The sequence below is a fragment of the Nocardiopsis camelliae genome, from assembly GCF_028993595.1.
Taxonomy (GTDB): domain Bacteria; phylum Actinomycetota; class Actinomycetes; order Streptosporangiales; family Streptosporangiaceae; genus Nocardiopsis; species Nocardiopsis dassonvillei.
Window position 1 is genome coordinate 6,077,256 of the sequence record NZ_CP118614.1, and the last position, 16,145, is coordinate 6,093,400.

Below are 16,145 nucleotides of genomic sequence, written 5' to 3' on the forward strand. Positions count from 1 at the left end.
GGGCGGAGCCGCCGCAGCGCTCGGACCACGACGGGTCAGGCCCACGAGTCGGGCCACGCGTCGGGCCACGGGTCAGGACGCGACTCAGGCCACGAGCAGCAGGTCATCCCGGTCGGTGAGCCGGCGGGAGCGGATCGCCTCGGCAAGGCGCTCCTCGGCGCGGGCGCGGCGCTTGGCCAGGCGCCAGTACGGCACGCCCCGCTCCCGGGCGACCGTGGCCAGGGAGACGCCCTCCAGGCGGGTGCGGCCGATGATCTCGGCCTCGTCCGGGGTGATCACGTCGTGGCGGGCGGCCCGGCAGAGGACCGTGTCCGGCGTTCCGGTGGGGACAATGGCGGTGACGGGCGGTTCGGCCATGAGGAGCGGCTGGCGCAGCGCGGCGGTCCGGGCCCGAAGGCCCGCCCGCTGGGCGCGGCAGCGCAGCGCCCAGTGCAGGCGGTGCCAGGCGGTGTCGGCCTCACGGACGGCGTGGACGAAGCCCGCGAGGAGCTCCTCCTCCACCTCCTCGACGGTGCGCGGGTCCAGGCCCCGGCACAGGCCGCGGGCGCAGGTGCGCAGCGCGGGCATGGCGAAGCCGATCGCGGCGACCATCCACTCCTCGCGGTCCTGTGCGCGCACGACCAGGCTCCGCCAGACGTCGTCACGCGAGCGGCGGTCGGTGGTGCGGTCCAGGAGTGCGGCGCGCAGCTCGACCAGGGTGGTGGGAGGGGTGTCGATGGCGGGGACGAGTTGCGCCGCGAGGTCGGCGACATCGAGGTCGAGGAGCTGGAACTCCCTCTCGGCGCGGTTGAGCGGTTCGGTCGTCATGGGTCTGTTCCCTTCGCGGGCCGTGTCAGTGATGACGCGGACCACGAAAGGGAGCCCGGCTGACGGCGGGCGCACGGAGGGCTCACGGTCGGCGGGCGGAACGCGGGCAGGGTGCTGGCAGGGAGCTGACACGAGGCGCCCGGGCGTGGGAGGTGGGGCGGGCGGACTCTTCTCGACCGCTGTCCGCTGACAGCACCGGAAACAGGCTCTGGCCAGGGATGACAGCGTTGGCGGGAGTGCTGACAGCGGGAGCGGTAGGCGCTGTCAGCATCCGCCTTGGCCGAACCTTGACCGATTTTCTGAGAGCGGCGAACGGGCGGTGCGCTGACACGAATGGCCCACACCCTGGCTGGTTTCGTGCAGTCCGCTCTCCTCGGCCCCGGACCGGCTCGCCTCCGCGCGCGGAACTCAGGACAACGTCGCTTTGCTCGGGATCCACCGCTCCTCCCGGCCGGAAGGCGATGCCCGACTCCCGGACCGCAGCGGTGCGGAACCGGCAGTTCTGCTCTCGCGTCCTATTCCTTCACGAGAACTGAAGAAGGACGGTGCCTTCCCTATGCCCCACACGCACAGCGACCTCGTACTCAAGACCGATAAGGGCAAGTCCTGGGGCTTGATCTGCCTTGTGGTGGTGTCCGCCGTGACAGGAACCGTTTCTATGGCGGTGCAATCCGCAGCCGGACTGGCGTGGGGCATGGGCATCCTGTTCGCCATAATGCTTCTGGTCATGGTCGTTCAGCTGTTCATGGCCAGAACCACCGTGACGGCGCACGAGCTCGTCTGTCGGGGGCTCTTCTGGCACCGGCGGGTACCACGCGCGCACATCGTGCGCGTGGTCAGAGTGACCATCAAAGAACCCAGAATGAGAGCGATCGACAGCCTGTACATGCTCGACCGGTACGGCAGGACACTGATCCGGTGGGGCGATGCCACCACCACGACCGAGGACGTGGACCGCCTCGTGGATGCGCTCGGTCTGCCCTGCGAGCGCCTGGTAGAACCCCGCACCTACGCTCAGCTGGCCCAGACCCACGCCCACATGATGTCGTGGATCGAGCGCAACCAGAAGTTGATGGTGTTCATCATCATCGTTGCCCTGATCCTGCTCGGTGTGGTCTTCTTCCTGTTCATGAACGTGCTGGACATGCTGGGTTTCATTTAGGGCCGTAGGAACCAGGACTTGTCGGCCTCGGACGCGAAGCCCTCGGGGATATCGAGGATTCGGCGACCCCGCTCGGTGCGTGTGTTTCCAGAAGTGGTTTCGGGGGCTGTTCTCAGCAAGGGGTTGTTTTTCCGGAAGTCACCCCCGAAGTCAGCTTCTGGCAATGCCTGTTTCCAGAAGTGAGACATCCAGCCACAGGGCGGGCGGGTCCTGAGCGCGGGTCCTCGCCCCCGAACCCCCACCGGTCAGCCGCTGAAAAGCCGGTCCAGGCGGGCGTCGAGGACCGCCATGGCCCGGTCCCTGGTGATGTGCCCGAGGAGGACCTGCACCCTCAGTCCGTCAGCCAGCGCGAAGACCTCGGTGGCCGCCCACTGCGGGTCGGTCCCCTCGGCGACCGTCCCCTCGTCGATCCCCTGGCCCACCGCCTGCTCCAAAAGCTCCTGGAGGTCCGTGTAGCCACGGAGCAGGAACGCTGCCAGGGACGGCTCGACCACGGCCCGCGCCGTGAAGGCGACGTTGACGCGCTGCGCCTGCACGGGGCGGGGGCCCTCTTCGAGCAGGCCGCCCAGAACCGTGCGGACGATGGCTCGCGGAGAGGGCGGCTCCGGCGCTTGTTCCAGGCGTTCGAGCGTCTTGGCGACCTCGCGTTTGGCCACGTGTTCCAGCGCGAACAGCAGCATCTCGTCCTTGGTCCGGAAGTAGTGCTGCACCCGACCCATCGAGATCCCGGCCTCGGCCGCCACGTCGCGCAGGCTGACGGCCTCCAGTCCCCGCGCTGAGACCAGCGAACAGACCGCGTCCGCGATCTGGGCGCGTCGCTGCTGGTGGTCCACCTGTTTGGGCATCGCTTCCCCCGTCTTCCCTCTGAAGCATCGCATTGCACCACACTCCTCATACCATGGTTACAATGCACTTGCATTGCAAAGAGAGGAGTTGGGCATGTCGAAAACACTCCGCCTCATGTTCGTGGAGGCTCGGATCTACGGACTCACCCTGGTCACGGGGATCCTGCTCATGATCCAGGGGTACGGGGCAGCATTCACCGAACTTGCCTGGGGCGCCACCTGGGGACCCCTGGCGTGGATCAGTGAACGTGTCGCACTTCCGGACGACTCACCGTTCCTGCTCGGCGCACTGGGATTCGTCTTCGTGCTCGTCGTGTGCTTCGCCGTCCAGCACGACTGACCAGCACCCCTGACGGCCCCCGGCCACCCGAAGCATCGCAGTGCCGAACCTCGCGCCAAATTTGCAATGCAAGTGCATTGCAATGCGAACGCATTGCTACTACTTTGGATGCGGCGCGTCACCGAAAGACCTCGGTGCGCACACACCCGCCTCCTCTGAACTGGAGACCCCCTTGCGTATGAAGACCCTCCTCTCCCCCGTCCTGGTCGCCCTTATGGCGGTCGGCCTGTTCGCGAGCGCCGCTCCCGCCTCCGCCGCCACCGCACCCTCCGCGGCCCCGGCCAGCGAGGTGTCGGCCCAGGCCTACCGCGTCACCGCCTGGAACTACGGGCAGACCCCGGTGCGCTCCGAGCCCCGCAACACCAGCACCCAGATCAGCCACGTCGTGGCGCCCCACTCCTACAACGCCGTGTGCTGGGGCCGCTACCAGAAGATCACCTACCTCGGCTACACCAACGATGTGTGGATCAAGCTGCGCCTGAACTCCGGCGGCACCGGCTGGGTCACCGCGATCGCCTTCAACGGCGACTACAAGGCCAACCTGCCCGTGGGTGCGCGGTGCTGAGGCGCGTAGCGAGGCGTCCTGCCTCCCAGATGAGGAGCTTCCTGGTCGCGGCCCTGGTCGCCTTCGTGGCAGCCGGCCCGCTCACGATGCCCGGCCCGGCCTCAGCGGAGGTGGCGCACACGGCCACGTACACCGTGGTCCCGCCGGTGGGCGGGAAGGCCCCCGTGCGCGGCCAGCCCCGTACCCGCCCCGACCCTCCCCAGAGCAACTACCTCGTCTGGCCGAATACCGCTCAGGCCGTGTGCTGGGGGCACTACCAGCAGATCACCTACGGCGGTTACACCAGCGACGTGTGGGTCCGGATCCATCTGGCCAACGGTTTGGTCGGCTGGATCCCGGCCGTCGCCCTCCAGGGCGACTACAAGGCCGACCTGCCTGCGGATGCGCGGTGCTGATCCCCTGACCGTTGCCCAGGACGTCTCCGTGCGGCTCGCCGCGCGGAGACGTCCGTGCTTCAGGACGAGGACCACCAGCCCGCAAGTCCACCTCCGCGTGCGGGGAGCTCAGCCCCAGGGGGGTGACACTCACTCGACGGTCCATTTCGGGGCCCTGCTGCAAGCAACGGTCCGCTCTAAGGAGGCCGAAGAGCAGAGGCAGCAGGCCCGTGTTGGGGAGAATGCTGGGTGAGCACTGCCATGTCGTCAGGGCACGCTCGGCTGCTGCTGGTTTCCTCTCGGCTCTTGGAGCTCGATAAGAAAAACTTATAAAGTGTGCCCCCTTGTCTTAACACCGACCTGGTCACAAAAAAGCCCCCATGCGGTGCTCCGTTGCACGGGGGCTGCCGTGGTCTCGCTGTGACTTCCGGCGGGGGTCTACCGCCAAATCCTGTACTTTTCCTCGCCCCCGAACCCGGCCGCCCACACCGCCTCGGTCAGTACGGGGGCAGGCCTGTGTCCGCGGGACGGAGGGCCTCCTGGAGGAGGCCCGCACCTGGGCCCGCCAACCAGTGGTCGAAGCGCAGCAGGAAGGGGAACTCCGTGCGCAGCGCGTCGAGGTCCGCGTGTCCCGCGAGTCTGCCGCCGTCGGCGAGCACAGCCAACCTTCCGAGCACCTCGTTCTGCGCCAGGAGCGTGTCCGGCAGGCGGCTGTAGGTGATCGGTCGACCGGCGGCCCGGGTCAGATGCTCAGCCAGGGCGTTGCCTGTAAGAGCGTCACCGGCGATATCCATGCTGCGGTCGGCGTACCGGTCGGGTGAGGCGAAGACCGCGGCGGTGATCCGGCCGATATCGCGTACCGCGATGAACTGGTGGACCCGGTCGGGGTGCGTCAGGAAGGACAGGTGTCCCCGGTCCAGGCCCGTGTCGGGGGTCAGGAGGAGTTCCATGAAGGTGGACGGTCGAATGATGGTGCTGGCGATGTCCAGGTTCCGGACGTGGGCTTCGATACGGCTTTTGGTGTCGAGGTGGGCGACGCCCGTGGGTGTCGGTCCCGCGGCGACCGTCGAGCTGTAGACGAGGTGGGCGACGCCGCTCTGCTCGGCGGTGTCGGCGACCGCGGTGCCGAAGCGGATCTCGTCCTCGTCGGTCACGTCGGCGCCGGCCTGGCCCGAGTTCAGTTGGACGCTGAAGACGCCGTGGGCGTCGGCGAAGGCCGCGCGGAGCGACTCCGGATCGCCGAGGTCACCGCGAACGGTCTCGACTCCGGCGGCGGAGAGGGATCGGGCCCGGGGGCCGGAAGGATCGCGTACGACCGCGCGAACCGCCCAGCCGTCGGCCCGCAGCGCCGCGGCGACCGATCCTCCCTGCTGCCCCGTGGCGCCCAGGACGACGACGGTTCCGCGGGTGTCGGACATGCCGACCGCGCTGCGCTCTCGGTGTTCTGCCGCTGTGGGCGCCGTTGGGCGCCGTGTGGACGATCCGGTGGCGGTCGGACACGGAGGAGTGCTGTTCACAGGCGTGCTCCAGGAATCGCGAGGATGGATCGGACAGAGGGCTCCGACCGGTGTCCGCGCTACGCTAGAACCTGACGTCAACGTCAGGTGCAAACCGGACGTGGAATCGGTGCGGGAGGCCGGGTGCGGATCGGAGAGGTCGCCGCGCAGGCGGGTGTCAGCGTCAGGGCGCTGCGCTACTACGAGCAGCAGGGCCTGCTGCACTCCACCCGCGATGCGGGTGGTCGGCGCCAGTACGCGGCCGGTGCCGTCGAGCGGGTCGGGCTGATCCAGCAGCTCTACGCCGAGGGTCTGCCCAGCAGGGTCATCCGCGAGGTGCTGCCCTTCGCCGACTCCGGTGGGGCCTCCCCGGGACTGCTGAAGCTGCTCGCCGCCGAACGCGACCGCCTCGACCGGCAGATGGGGGAGTTGTGGGAGGCGCGCAACCGGCTGGACGAGTGCATCACCGCGGCGCGCAGGCCCTGATTCGCGGCCCTGCGGCCTGCCACCCGGCCCCCAACTCCTCCGCGCGCAGGCCGGTGTGGCACAGCAGCTCCACTGCCGCATCCAGGCCGGTGGCATCCACACTCCGGTCACCGTGCATGCTCCGCTCGCCCCGCCAGCCTCACCAGCCTCACCAGCGCCGGGGTGGGTGAAGGTGGCCCTGCCTGCCAACCAAGCCGATGGGCACGAGTTGGGCGCCCACGACGCTCTACCCGGCAGTGCTGCTCTCGCGCCCTGTTCTTCCCGAGAGCCGGTGAAGGACGGTGCATTCCAAAGACCGGCCCGGCCGCGCACGAGGACGGCCGGAGATCACCGGGCGAGGAGACAGCACACGTGCGCCGTCAGCAGGAACGGCGGCGGTGAAGCGCCTAACCGGACATGGCTGGGAAGAGCCGTCGAATCCAGCGCTTCACCAGCGGCCTGCCGACCGGACGACCAGAACGCCGAGCAGGGGCCCGCCGACGCCATGTTCAACCTCGGGAACCTGCTAGTCGAGGCGGGCCGGGGGGAAGAGGCCGAGTCTTGGAGGCGGCGGGCCCGGGAGGTAGAGGGTGCCCAGTGAGTCCGTCTGTGGTGTCAGGGCGCGTTCATCCGCTGCTGGTTTGGTCAATTTCTGGCCTCTGATGATGAACCTTATCAGGAGCGAGACGCACTGTATCGCCGGGCGAGTACGGAAAAGGCCCCGTGCAACGGAGTGCTGCGCGGGGGTCGTCGTGATCTCGCTGTGACTTTCGGCGGGGTCTGACGCCAAATCCAGTAGCGATCCTCCTCGACCCGGGTCACGATTGCATCGGATGCAAGCCAGTCGCGCGCGAGGAACATCGTGGCCCCACCTAAGTTACTCGCGGGGTATTTGGCACTTGCTGGCACGCTTCTTACCCCTACTTGGTCCGCTCCCCTACCTTGCAACTCGCCGTAGCTTCGGGAGAAGCGGACCTACATACCGAATCCCGCAAGATCACAGGCCCGTGAAGTGTGAGCATCCGTCACACTCTCCAACTGGAGAAACGTGACGCAGTAAGGGAAACCCAGGAGAGTCTCTCCCAGAGAGCAAGCCCGCCGCTTTTGCTCGTTGATGGTGTAGCCCCACGACATCAGGTAGGCCAAACAGTCGCCCCTATCGGCTACGGCAGGTGTCGCAATGGAGGCGGATAGGGTAACGGCTGCGGCCAGCGTTACTAGGCCGGCCGTGATCCTCTGGTGCAGTCGAGTCGTCTTCACCATGTTCCCTTCGAAAGGCGGGGGCTTCCTCTCACACTCTGTCGGGTAGACACAGTGATCGCCACTGCATGGCCGGGAGCGGACGGCGGCCCATGTTCCCACCTGCCCCGAGAGCACGACAGGGCACTCCACGGCGTCGTCGAGTGCTCATCTCCCCTGGCCAGAAACCTCCGGATACGGGATGAGTGATATCCCTCACATGTCCATAGCATCCTGCAGTAATCCTCCTCGACCCCCACCACCACGATGGAAGGCGAGGGTTTTCCGGACCGCCTCCGGACCCCACCCGCCAGGGAAGCCCTTCAGCCGAATACGGTTGACCGAAAGCGGCCAAGGGCGCCTTTCCATTGATACCGCATTGCATCCTGCCATAGAGTTGATTTCCAACACGCTGACACTGCGGCACCGAAGGAATCAGATGGCGAAGCGCAAACGCAAAAAACCTTCCCCCCGTCGGCCTGTTCCAACAAAAAGGAAAAGAGCCTCGCAGGACACAGGACAGATGATGGCAATTGCCAGCGTAGCCAGTGCTCTACTCGCTGCGCTTGCAGGTTGGGCCATTGTCAAGCCGACACTAGATGCGTCCCAAGCCACACAGGATTCGGCGGCGGCTGATCAGAGCGCCGAGGAGCGTGAACAGCAGCAAGATAAAGAGAGGATGGATAACGCAGCTGGCCCGCCAGTGGAAATAGTGCCGGGCGACCCCAACCCCGACCTGATACCTAAATACCAGGCACTCCCAGAGCCAACCCATGAAAACGAATGGACGGCGAAGGAGGACGGATTATACCATTTCATGAACAACTGGCTACCGAGCCAGGGGTCACTCGACGTGTCGATCGTCGGCTCACGCTTCACCATCGGGGCAGCCCACGATACTACCGTCATTGTCCAGAACATGCGGCTGTCCGACGTGCTATGCGGCCCGGCCACCAACGGCACCTTGGTTGACCTCCCTCCAACCCAGGGAGGAGGTGAGATCATCGACGATATCTTCCTTGCTTTTGACCTCACTGAAGCCAATCCCAAGGCCCGGGAGGTCATGCCCCATCATTATTCTCAGTTCCACAGGGAATTGGGGGAAGATTTCTTCGACAAATCTCTGTACTTGGAGGGCGGCGAGGTTGCGGACCGGCGCACCTTCGAGGTGGAGTTCATCACCGGGAACCGGGATTGCGAGTTCGGCTTGGAAGTTTTGGTGACCGGATCCAAGGAAGAGGCGTGGGTTCCTGTGGAGCTAAGAGATGGGGTCTACCGTCTGGCGGTGGCGGGAGTGGCGGATTCCTATGAGTCTGTCATCGGTTGGGCTACCCAGGACTTCTCCATGCCTCCTGAGATAATGCCCGCAGAAATCCTTCCTGAACCTTTCACGGTTACGAGGCCAGGGCGCGAGAGCGAGGAGACGGCGGAGTAGATCGGCGCCTATGCGCCCCCTGCAATATTGATAAGAGCAGTTACCGGTGGCCAGAAAATATCGAAACGGGCATAAACCACGCGGCACAGGTAGACCATTCCGATCAGCCGGATTGGTCTACCTTCTGAACTGCGCCAACGTCACCACGAAGGCATGTCGCGGCCCGGACGCCCCTTTCGCAACCGACCGGGTACGCGGCCACGGTGTGTGCCTACGTCTCCGAGTGGGCGGAACCCTCCGACACACCATGCTCTGGACAGCCGCTGGAAAACCCGTCGTCCCCAAGGGTCCTCCCTAGATGTACTGACCACGGAGGTAGCTCCGCGTTGCCCGTCGAATGCCTGACCCGTTTGCAGGCAGTAGAACAGCTGTCTCAGCATCCGGTTGAGCAAATGCTGCTGAGCCCAGACGTGCAGTCTCCTTGGTCCCGACGCCTCCGTCATACCGGTCTACCTCCGCGTGCGAGGATCCCAGAGCACCTCGCTCCTCAAGAGCTTCAAAGAGCACTGCCGAAAACGCTGGCAGCAGCACCAGCCACGACCGGAGGCGCTCGCGCAGTCCGTTCCCAGCCGCGTACGGGCTCGGAGCGCGGCATGTCGACGCTCTTGTCAGCATCGGTGTACGACGCGGGGGCGCCGTCGCGCCCGTCCTCGGGCGTGCGGAGGTCGGCGCAGGCGGTTGCTCTCGGGGCGGGCAGGCCGCCCCGGCGACGCGACTGACCGGGCGTCTTCCCAGGTCAGACCATGTGAGAGCCAGCGAGGGGACTTGAACCCCTAACCTATCGCTTACAAGGCGATTGCTCTGCCAATTGAGCTACGCTGGCGGGCTGCCGCGACCGTGGTCCCGGCCGCGTCCCTCGGAAATGGTACCGGTTCACACGCCGCCCGGCCTACTCGGATACGCCGGTGCGTACGAATCGCCGCCCCGGCCTCCGTTCCGCCCACTGACGGCCCCTCCCCCGCGCTGACAGCGCGCCCCGATCCGGCAAAGAAGTCCGGGAGCGGTTCCGGTGTCGGATTACCGCCCGCCCCGACCGGAAACCACAGGGGAAAGTGCCCCCTCCCGGGGGCGGAGAGGTGGGAAGGACATGTCTGGCAACAGAGGTGTGGTGTACAGGGGCGCGGGCCGGGTCGAGGTCGAGGACGTCGACTACCCCGAGTTCGTCATCAAGGACGGCCCCGGGGTCAACCCGGCCAACGTCGGACGCAAGGTGCCGCACGGGGCGATCCTGAAGGTCGTCGCCACCAACATCTGCGGCAGCGACCAGCACATGGTCCGGGGGCGCACCACCGCGCCGGAGGGGCTGGTCCTAGGCCACGAGATCACCGGCGAGGTGGTCGAGACCGGACCCGACGTGGAGTTCGTCAAGGTCGGCGACCTCGTCTCGGTCCCGTTCAACATCTCCTGCGGACGCTGCCGCAACTGCAAGGCCCGGCGCACGGAGATCTGTCTGAACGTGAACCCGGATCGGCCGGGCTCGGCCTACGGCTACGTCGACATGGGCGGCTGGGTCGGCGGACAGGCCAGGTACGCGCTCGTGCCCTACGCGGACTGGAACCTCCTCGCGTTCCCCGACCGCGACCAGGCGATGGAGAAGATCCTGGACCTGACGATGCTCTCGGACATCTTCCCGACCGGCTACCACGGCTGCGTCACCGCGGGCGTGGGCGTGGGGTCGAGCGTCTACGTCGCGGGGGCCGGGCCCGTCGGGCTGGCCGCAGCCGCGTCGGCCCGGCTGCTCGGCGCGGGGGTGGTGATCGTCGCGGACATGAAGGAGGAGCGGCTGGCGCAGGCCCGCAGCTTCGGGTGCGAGACGGTGAACGTGGCCGAGGGGGACCTCGCCGGGCAGATCGAGCGGATCCTGGGCGTCCCCGAGGTGGACTGCGCGGTGGACGCGGTCGGCTTCGAGGCGCACGGGACGGGTGAGGGCGCCTCGAAGGAGGCTCCCGCCAGCGTGCTCAACACCGCGATGGACGTGACCAGGGCCGGGGGTTCCATCGGGATCCCGGGCCTGTACGTGACCGGCGACCCCGGCGCGTCCGACGAGGCCGCCAAGGAGGGCTCCCTGTCGGTCCGGATCGGGTTGGGCTGGTCGAAGTCGCACGCCTTCTTCACCGGCCAGTGCCCGGTCATGAAGTACCACCGCGAGCTGATGGAGGCGATCCTCCACGACCGGGTGCGCATCGCCGAGGCCGTCAACGCCGTGGCGATCCCGCTGGAGGAGGCGCCCGAGGGGTACCGGGCCTTCGACGAGGGCGCGGCCAGCAAGTACGTGCTCGACCCGAACGGTTACCTCGGCACGGGCTGAGGCACGGGGAGGCTCAGGGCGCGCGGGCGACGAGCGGAACATGTGTGGGGCAGCCTCGGCGGCGGGCTCGCGGTTCAGAGCGCGCGGGCGGCGAGCGGGGCACGTGCGGCTCGCGGTTCAGGGCGCGCGGGCGGCAAGCAGGGTGAGGGCGGGTTCGGACGTGGCCACCCGCCGCACGTCCCGGTAGCCCGCGGCGGTCAGTTCGCGCGCCGCCTCCCGCGGCCCCCAGGGGGTGATCCGGCTGCGGGACATCCGCCAGCGCACCACCGCGTCGCGCATCCCGCCGTCCGGGGCGTCGCCGGGGTCGTCGCGCAGCACGGTCGCGGTGAGCAGCCAGGCACGGGGACGCAGGGCCTCGCGCACGCGCGGCAGCGCCTGCGCGACGGCGTCGGGCGGGAGAGCCGCGAGGGGAAGCCAGGCCAGGTCGTAGGCCCCGGGTTCGGACAGCTCGGCCACGTCGAGCAGGCGCAGCTCGACCCGGTCGCGCAGCCCGCGTTCTGACAGGTGGCGCTCAGCCAGGCGCAGCGCCCGGGGCTGGACGTCGAGCCCGACCGCGCGGGATCCGGGGACGCGCTCCAGGACCGCGGCCGCGATGGCGCCGATCCCGGTTCCCACGTCGAGGAAACGCAGACCATCCCGGCCGAGGAGGTCACCGAACCCCGGAACACGCGCCTCCAGCAGGTTCAGGAAGTCCGCCATCCGCCGTCCTGAGGCGGCTCCCTCGGCCAGGAAGGCCGCGTCATCCTCCTCCGCGCGGTCCTGCTCGCCCAGGGCGGCGTCGGCGGCCTGGGTCAGCTGCCGCGCGACCCTGCGCGGGAAGGCGGACGGCCCGGCCGAGCCCGCAAGGACGTCGCGGTAGGCCGGGAGCAGTCGCCACCCGTCGCCGTCGGGCTCCGCGCACCCCGCGGCGGCCAGCAACCTGCCGTGTTCCCGCGACAGCGGCGCGCCCTCCGCGGCGGCGGCGAGCGCCGCGATGACCCAGGCTCCGTTGAGCCAGGCGTCGACACGGGCGGCTGGGTCGGGGGATCCGGGCGGGGCGTCGGCCATGGCGTGAGTGTGCCATCCGCCGCTCCCGGACGCACCCCCGGGTCGTGACACGCTCGACCGTTCCGGCAACCGCCTCAGGCCCGGTCGGCCTCCGCACCGCCCTGCCCGGCCCCCGCACCGCCCTGCCCGGCCTCCGCACCGCCCTGCCCGGCCTCCGCGCCGCCGCGATCGGCTCCCGCACCGCTCCCTTCGGCCCTCGCACCGTCCCCTCCGGCTCCAGCACCGTCCCGGGCGATCCGCGCGTCCGCCACCCGGCGCGGGCGGGCCGCCGGGCTGAGGAACCCGGCGAACGCGACGAAGAGCAGGGGCACGACCAGGGCCGCGCGCAGCCCGTACGCCTCCCCCAGCAGGCCGAGTACGGGCGGCCCGACCAGGAAAGCGACGTATCCGAGCGTGGCCACCAGGGAGACCCGGGCCGCTGAGTCGGGCCCGGAGTCCCCGGCCGCCGACAGCGCCACGGGGAAGCCCAGCGAGGCGCCCAGCCCCCACAGGACCACGGCCGCCGCCGCAAGGACCGGGCTGTCCGCACCGGCCACCAGCCCCATACCCGCCACCCCGGCCAGCGCGCTCGCGCCGAGCACTCGGGCCCTGCCGAAGCGCGCCAGGAAGTAGCCCCCGGCAAAGCGCCCGACCGTCATCGACGCGGCGAAGACGGCGTAGACCATCGACCCCAGGGCCGGGTCGAAGCCGTGGCCGTCGACCATGATCAGCGGGAGCCAGTCGTTGGCGGTGCCCTCGGCCAGGGCCATCGCGAGCACGATGAGGCCGATCAGCACCAGGCGGGTGTCCTTCCACAGCGCGCGTCCGCCGCCCGCGTTCTCCTGGCCGGAGGCGCGCGGGAGCGCCCTGCCGGTGCCGGGGGGCAGGGAGCCGAAGAGCGTCGCCGCGACCGCCAGGGTCAGGACGCCCATCGCCGCCAGGTGCCACGCCACGGGGAACCCGACCGCGGTGAGCGCCATGCCGACGAGGGCGCCGATGACGGTTCCCAGGCTGAAGAAGCCGTGCATGCGCGGCAGCAGCGGCTCGGCCATGACCCGCTCGACGTCGGCTCCCTCGATGTTCATGGCGATCTCCCCGGCGCCCATGCCCAGCCCGAAGAGGAACAGGCCGAACGCGACGAGGAGGGCGGTCGACAGGCCCGCGCCCAGACCGATGACGGGCAGGCTCCCCAGCATCGAGACGGTCCCGACCACGACGACCGGACGTGCGCCCAGGCGGGCGACGACCGCGCCCGAGCCGAGGACGCCGATCATCGAACCGATCGAGAGGCCGAACAGGACGAACCCCATCTCGGCGGTGGAGGCGCCCAGCGCGTCGCGGATGGCGGGGGTGCGCGTGACCCAGGACGAGATCCCCAGCCCGGGCAGGAGGAACAGGACGCACAGCGCGAGGCGCCGACGGCCCACGGCGGTTCCCATGGAGGGCTCCCAGTGGAGTGGCGGTCAGTAGTGTGTACAAAAGTACACACTTGTGGGCGCGGGCACCACGGGCACGGATGGGGCGGGCGCGCACCAGAATGGTCGTGGACGGAGCGGACCGCGGGCGGAAGGGGAACATGGCCGGAACCAGGCGGGTGGCCAACGACCCGCGACGCAAGGAGCGCATCCTCGCCGCGGCCCTGGAGGTGATCGCCGAGCGCGGTGTGCACAGGACCACGCACCGGGCGATCGCCGAGCGCGCCTCGGTGCCCCTGGGCTCGCTCACCTACCACTTCGACGGCCTGCCCGCGATCCTGGAGCAGGCGTTCACACACCTGGCGGGGACCATGTCGGAGTACTACGCGCACCGGCTCGCGGCGGCGCGCGACCGCGACGAGGCGTGCGAGGCCGTGGTCGACCTCATCTGCGGTCCCGAGTACGCCACGCCCCACCAGTTCGTCCTGCTCTTCGAGATGTACTCCTACGCCAGCCACGACGAGGCGGTCCACCGGGCCGCGCGCGCGTGGATGGCCACCAGCCGCGCCTCCCTGTCGGCGCACTTTCCACCCGAGGCGTGCCGCGCGCTGGACGCCCTGGTCGAGGGGTGGTCGATGCACCGCCACTTCGAGCGCGACGAGGGCGCACCGGACCGCGCGGTGGTCCTGGCGGCGGTGACCGCCGTCGCCGACCGGCTCTCCTGAGGGGCGCCGCGCCCGCCCCGGGCGAAACGGACGGGTGAGCGGACCCGAGGCGCCGCGCCTGTCCCGGACACACCGGGCTGGTGAGCGGACCCGGTACTCCGGTCGCTCGTTCCGCGGGTTTCGGGAGAGCCGCACGAACTCACGGGAAAAGGGCGCTTTCGAGTGACAGGCGTCACTTCGCGGGGTAGGCAGGACGGGGGCGCGGACAACCCCGTGCGCGTCCCGTGTGTCTATCGCCGAGGAGCCGCACCATGGCCTGCGCAGGATACGAGTGGACCGCCCCGCTGGACAGCGCGGACGAGATCGCCCCGGCCGTCGAGGAACTGGACGAGGAGACCGCGGAGTAGCGCGGTGACGCGATCCGCGTGGATCCCCGCGTCCGGGGAGCGGACCTCCCCGCTCCCCGGGCCGGGTTCCGGAAGCTGGTCCGGAACCCGCGAGCGCGAACTCACCCTGGACGAGGCGGAGCGGCGGGTCCGCGCCGAGGTACGCGCCCTCGGCTGGAGCGCCCGCTACCGAACGCTCGACGACCGCGAACCGACCGCCGTCCAGTGCGGCCTGTGGGACGCCGACGGCTCCGAGGTCCCCTACGGACTCGGCGCTGGCAAGGGCCCCGGCCTTCCCGCACGCGTCGGCGCCCAGTTCGAGGCCCTGGAACACGCGTTCACCGGCCCCACCGTCCTGGAGACGCTGCCGGTGCGCCTGGTGGAGGCCGCGGAACTGGCCGAGGGCCCCTTCGCCGCCGACCGGGCGGTCCGCGACGTGGCCGCGCAGCGGGAAGCACGGGTGGCCTGCGTGCGCCACGAGGCGCTCGATGGCGGCCCGCCGTTCGACGTCCCCGTGTTCCTGTGGGCGCCGTGGTACCCGGTCCCGGGCGGGGAGGCGGCGCGGGTGCGCCGCGCCCTCGGCGACACCGCCGAGTACCGCTCGGCGATGTCCTACAGCGTCAACTCCGGCTGCGCGATCGGGGCCACCCGCGACGAGGCGCTCCTGCACGCCCTGAACGAGTGGGTGGAGCGCGACGCGTTCTCGCTGTTCCTGCTGCGCTCGGTCTACGACGGCGGCCCCATGCCCGCGTGCGTGGCCCGCGAGGCCTTGCCCGGCCGCCTGCGCGCCCACCTGGACCGCGCCCGCGACCTCGTCGGCGGCCCGGTGGTCCTGCTCGACCTGACCACCGACCTCGGCGTGCCCGTGGTCATGGCCTACGCCCCCGAACGCCGGGACGGCGCCCCGGACCACCGCTACGGGCTCGGCGCCTCCCTGTCGGGCGAACTCGCGGCGGAACGCGCCGTCACCGAGTTCGTCCAAGGCGAGCTGCTCGCCCGGGTCGTGGCCGAGCAGTCGGCGGCGACGGAGGCGTCGGGGCCGTTCGCGCGGCTGGTCGCCGACCACGACGTCGCGGCCGGGGTCGGCGCCAGGCTCGCCGGACACCCCCGTCTCCTGGCCTGCGCCATGCTGGACTTCGCCGACCGGATCGACGAGGCGCCGCCGGGCGCGGTGCCGCCCGAGACCGTGCCGCCCGGCACCGGCGTGCCCCTCCAGCGGGCCGCCGTCGTGGAACGGCTGACGGCGGCCGGGCACCGCGTCGCGGCGCACCCGCTGCGGGAGTTGGAGCACGGCACCGTCGTGGTGCAGGTGCAGTGCCCCGGCCTGGAGCGGTTCCACCTCGTCACCAAGGGGCACGTGGCCCTGCCCGGAACGCGGGGCCGGGCACTCCGCGCCCGCTGAGACGACCCGGGCGTCTCCTCTCCTCCCCACGTCGGAACGCCCTGCGCATACCGGGTTTGCCGTGTGCTCCAGGGCACGCGTTCCGCGACCGCTGAGGCCGCCCGGGTCCGGGGCCGTCCGCCCCCGGACCGTCCACCGCGCATCGGGGCGCCTCCCCGGCGCCAAGGTCACGGACGCCGGGGCGGCTCCGCGCGCTGAACATCCCCGGGCGCCGC

The 16,145-nt window shown here is 69.8% G+C and carries 14 protein-coding genes and 1 tRNA gene; 9 read left to right on the plus strand and 6 right to left on the minus strand.

Features of this window, described 5'->3' with window-relative positions; all coding sequences use genetic code 11:
• Positions 1-84: 84 nt before the first annotated feature.
• The gene (locus PV789_RS26500) at positions 85-807 is read right to left on the minus strand and encodes a hypothetical protein (RefSeq protein ID WP_274975067.1); all 723 of its coding nucleotides are present in this window, start codon (positions 805-807) and stop codon (positions 85-87) included.
• A 556-nt stretch (positions 808-1,363) separates the two neighbouring features.
• On the opposite strand from PV789_RS26500, the gene PV789_RS26505 reads away from it, so the two are divergent.
• Positions 1,364-1,969 carry a hypothetical protein gene (locus PV789_RS26505; RefSeq protein ID WP_274975068.1) on the plus strand — a complete coding sequence of 202 codons (606 nt, stop codon included), beginning with the start codon at positions 1,364-1,366 and terminating at the stop codon, positions 1,967-1,969.
• Between the two features lie 245 nt (positions 1,970-2,214).
• On the opposite strand, the gene PV789_RS26510 is transcribed toward PV789_RS26505, so the two are convergent.
• Complete coding sequence (locus PV789_RS26510; protein ID WP_274975069.1) at positions 2,215-2,814, minus strand: TetR/AcrR family transcriptional regulator; 600 nt, start codon at positions 2,812-2,814, stop codon at positions 2,215-2,217.
• 94 nt (positions 2,815-2,908) lie between these two features.
• On the opposite strand from PV789_RS26510, the gene PV789_RS26515 reads away from it, so the two are divergent.
• The 3 genes from PV789_RS26515 (at position 2,909) to PV789_RS26525 (ending at position 4,114) form a co-directional block, all read left to right on the plus strand.
• Positions 2,909-3,154 carry a hypothetical protein gene (locus PV789_RS26515; RefSeq protein ID WP_212642495.1) on the plus strand — a complete coding sequence of 82 codons (246 nt, stop codon included), beginning with the start codon at positions 2,909-2,911 and terminating at the stop codon, positions 3,152-3,154.
• Between the two features lie 172 nt (positions 3,155-3,326).
• Positions 3,327-3,719, plus strand: coding sequence for an SH3 domain-containing protein (locus PV789_RS26520; RefSeq protein WP_212642494.1), 393 nt, complete (start codon positions 3,327-3,329; stop codon positions 3,717-3,719).
• Positions 3,720-3,748: 29 nt separating this feature from the next.
• On the plus strand, positions 3,749-4,114 hold the full coding sequence (locus PV789_RS26525) for a hypothetical protein (protein WP_274975070.1): 366 nt from the start codon (positions 3,749-3,751) through the stop codon (positions 4,112-4,114).
• A gap of 476 nt (positions 4,115-4,590) precedes the next feature.
• Here PV789_RS26525 and PV789_RS26530 read toward each other — a convergent pair whose 3' ends face one another.
• On the minus strand, positions 4,591-5,511 hold the full coding sequence (locus PV789_RS26530; protein ID WP_274975071.1) for an NmrA/HSCARG family protein: 921 nt from the start codon (positions 5,509-5,511) through the stop codon (positions 4,591-4,593).
• Positions 5,512-5,733: 222 nt separating this feature from the next.
• On the opposite strand from PV789_RS26530, the gene PV789_RS26535 reads away from it, so the two are divergent.
• Together PV789_RS26535 and PV789_RS26540 are read left to right on the plus strand one after the other, a co-directional pair.
• Positions 5,734-6,075: a MerR family transcriptional regulator gene (locus PV789_RS26535; RefSeq protein ID WP_212642491.1), complete on the plus strand. Its 342-nt coding sequence runs from the start codon at positions 5,734-5,736 to the stop codon at positions 6,073-6,075.
• 1,744 nt (positions 6,076-7,819) lie between these two features.
• Entirely contained in the window at positions 7,820-8,728 is a 909-nt protein-coding gene (locus PV789_RS26540) for a hypothetical protein (RefSeq protein ID WP_212642490.1), read from the plus strand.
• Between the two features lie 750 nt (positions 8,729-9,478).
• Here PV789_RS26540 and PV789_RS26545 read toward each other — a convergent pair.
• Positions 9,479-9,551 (minus strand) — tRNA-Thr (locus tag PV789_RS26545).
• Between the two features lie 264 nt (positions 9,552-9,815).
• On the opposite strand from PV789_RS26545, the gene fdhA reads away from it, so the two are divergent.
• A complete protein-coding gene (gene fdhA / locus PV789_RS26550; RefSeq protein ID WP_212642489.1) occupies positions 9,816-11,036 on the plus strand; it encodes a formaldehyde dehydrogenase, glutathione-independent in 1,221 nt (406 codons plus the stop codon).
• Between the two features lie 117 nt (positions 11,037-11,153).
• On the opposite strand, the gene PV789_RS26555 is transcribed toward fdhA, so the two are convergent.
• Positions 11,154-12,083: an SAM-dependent methyltransferase gene (locus tag PV789_RS26555; protein ID WP_274975072.1), complete on the minus strand. Its 930-nt coding sequence runs from the start codon at positions 12,081-12,083 to the stop codon at positions 11,154-11,156.
• A gap of 74 nt (positions 12,084-12,157) precedes the next feature.
• Positions 12,158-13,501, minus strand: a complete 1,344-nt coding sequence (locus PV789_RS26560) for an MFS transporter (RefSeq protein ID WP_274975073.1) — start codon at positions 13,499-13,501, stop codon at positions 12,158-12,160.
• A 137-nt stretch (positions 13,502-13,638) separates the two neighbouring features.
• Between PV789_RS26560 and PV789_RS26565 the strand changes: the two genes are divergently transcribed.
• Both PV789_RS26565 and PV789_RS26570 read left to right on the plus strand, forming a co-directional pair.
• Entirely contained in the window at positions 13,639-14,202 is a 564-nt protein-coding gene (locus PV789_RS26565) for a TetR/AcrR family transcriptional regulator (protein WP_212642486.1), read from the plus strand.
• Between the two features lie 351 nt (positions 14,203-14,553).
• A complete protein-coding gene (locus PV789_RS26570; protein ID WP_274975074.1) occupies positions 14,554-15,930 on the plus strand; it encodes a YcaO-like family protein in 1,377 nt (458 codons plus the stop codon).
• Positions 15,931-16,145: the final 215 nt, after the last annotated feature.

Excerpts from the sequence above, each read along its gene's own strand:
- PV789_RS26500 (WP_274975067.1), bottom strand. The coding sequence starts at position 807 with ATGACGACCGAACCGCTCAACCGCGCCGAGAGGGAGTTCCAGCTCCTC.
- PV789_RS26505 (WP_274975068.1), top strand. The coding sequence starts at position 1,364 with ATGCCCCACACGCACAGCGACCTCGTACTCAAGACCGATAAGGGCAAG.
- PV789_RS26510 (WP_274975069.1), bottom strand. The coding sequence starts at position 2,814 with ATGCCCAAACAGGTGGACCACCAGCAGCGACGCGCCCAGATCGCGGAC.
- PV789_RS26515 (WP_212642495.1), top strand. The coding sequence starts at position 2,909 with ATGTCGAAAACACTCCGCCTCATGTTCGTGGAGGCTCGGATCTACGGA.
- PV789_RS26525 (WP_274975070.1), top strand. The coding sequence starts at position 3,749 with ATGAGGAGCTTCCTGGTCGCGGCCCTGGTCGCCTTCGTGGCAGCCGGC.
- PV789_RS26530 (WP_274975071.1), bottom strand. The coding sequence starts at position 5,511 with ATGTCCGACACCCGCGGAACCGTCGTCGTCCTGGGCGCCACGGGGCAG.
- PV789_RS26540 (WP_212642490.1), top strand. The coding sequence starts at position 7,820 with ATGGCAATTGCCAGCGTAGCCAGTGCTCTACTCGCTGCGCTTGCAGGT.
- fdhA (WP_212642489.1), top strand. The coding sequence starts at position 9,816 with ATGTCTGGCAACAGAGGTGTGGTGTACAGGGGCGCGGGCCGGGTCGAG.
- PV789_RS26555 (WP_274975072.1), bottom strand. The coding sequence starts at position 12,083 with ATGGCCGACGCCCCGCCCGGATCCCCCGACCCAGCCGCCCGTGTCGAC.
- PV789_RS26560 (WP_274975073.1), bottom strand. The coding sequence starts at position 13,501 with ATGGGAACCGCCGTGGGCCGTCGGCGCCTCGCGCTGTGCGTCCTGTTC.
- PV789_RS26565 (WP_212642486.1), top strand. The coding sequence starts at position 13,639 with ATGGCCGGAACCAGGCGGGTGGCCAACGACCCGCGACGCAAGGAGCGC.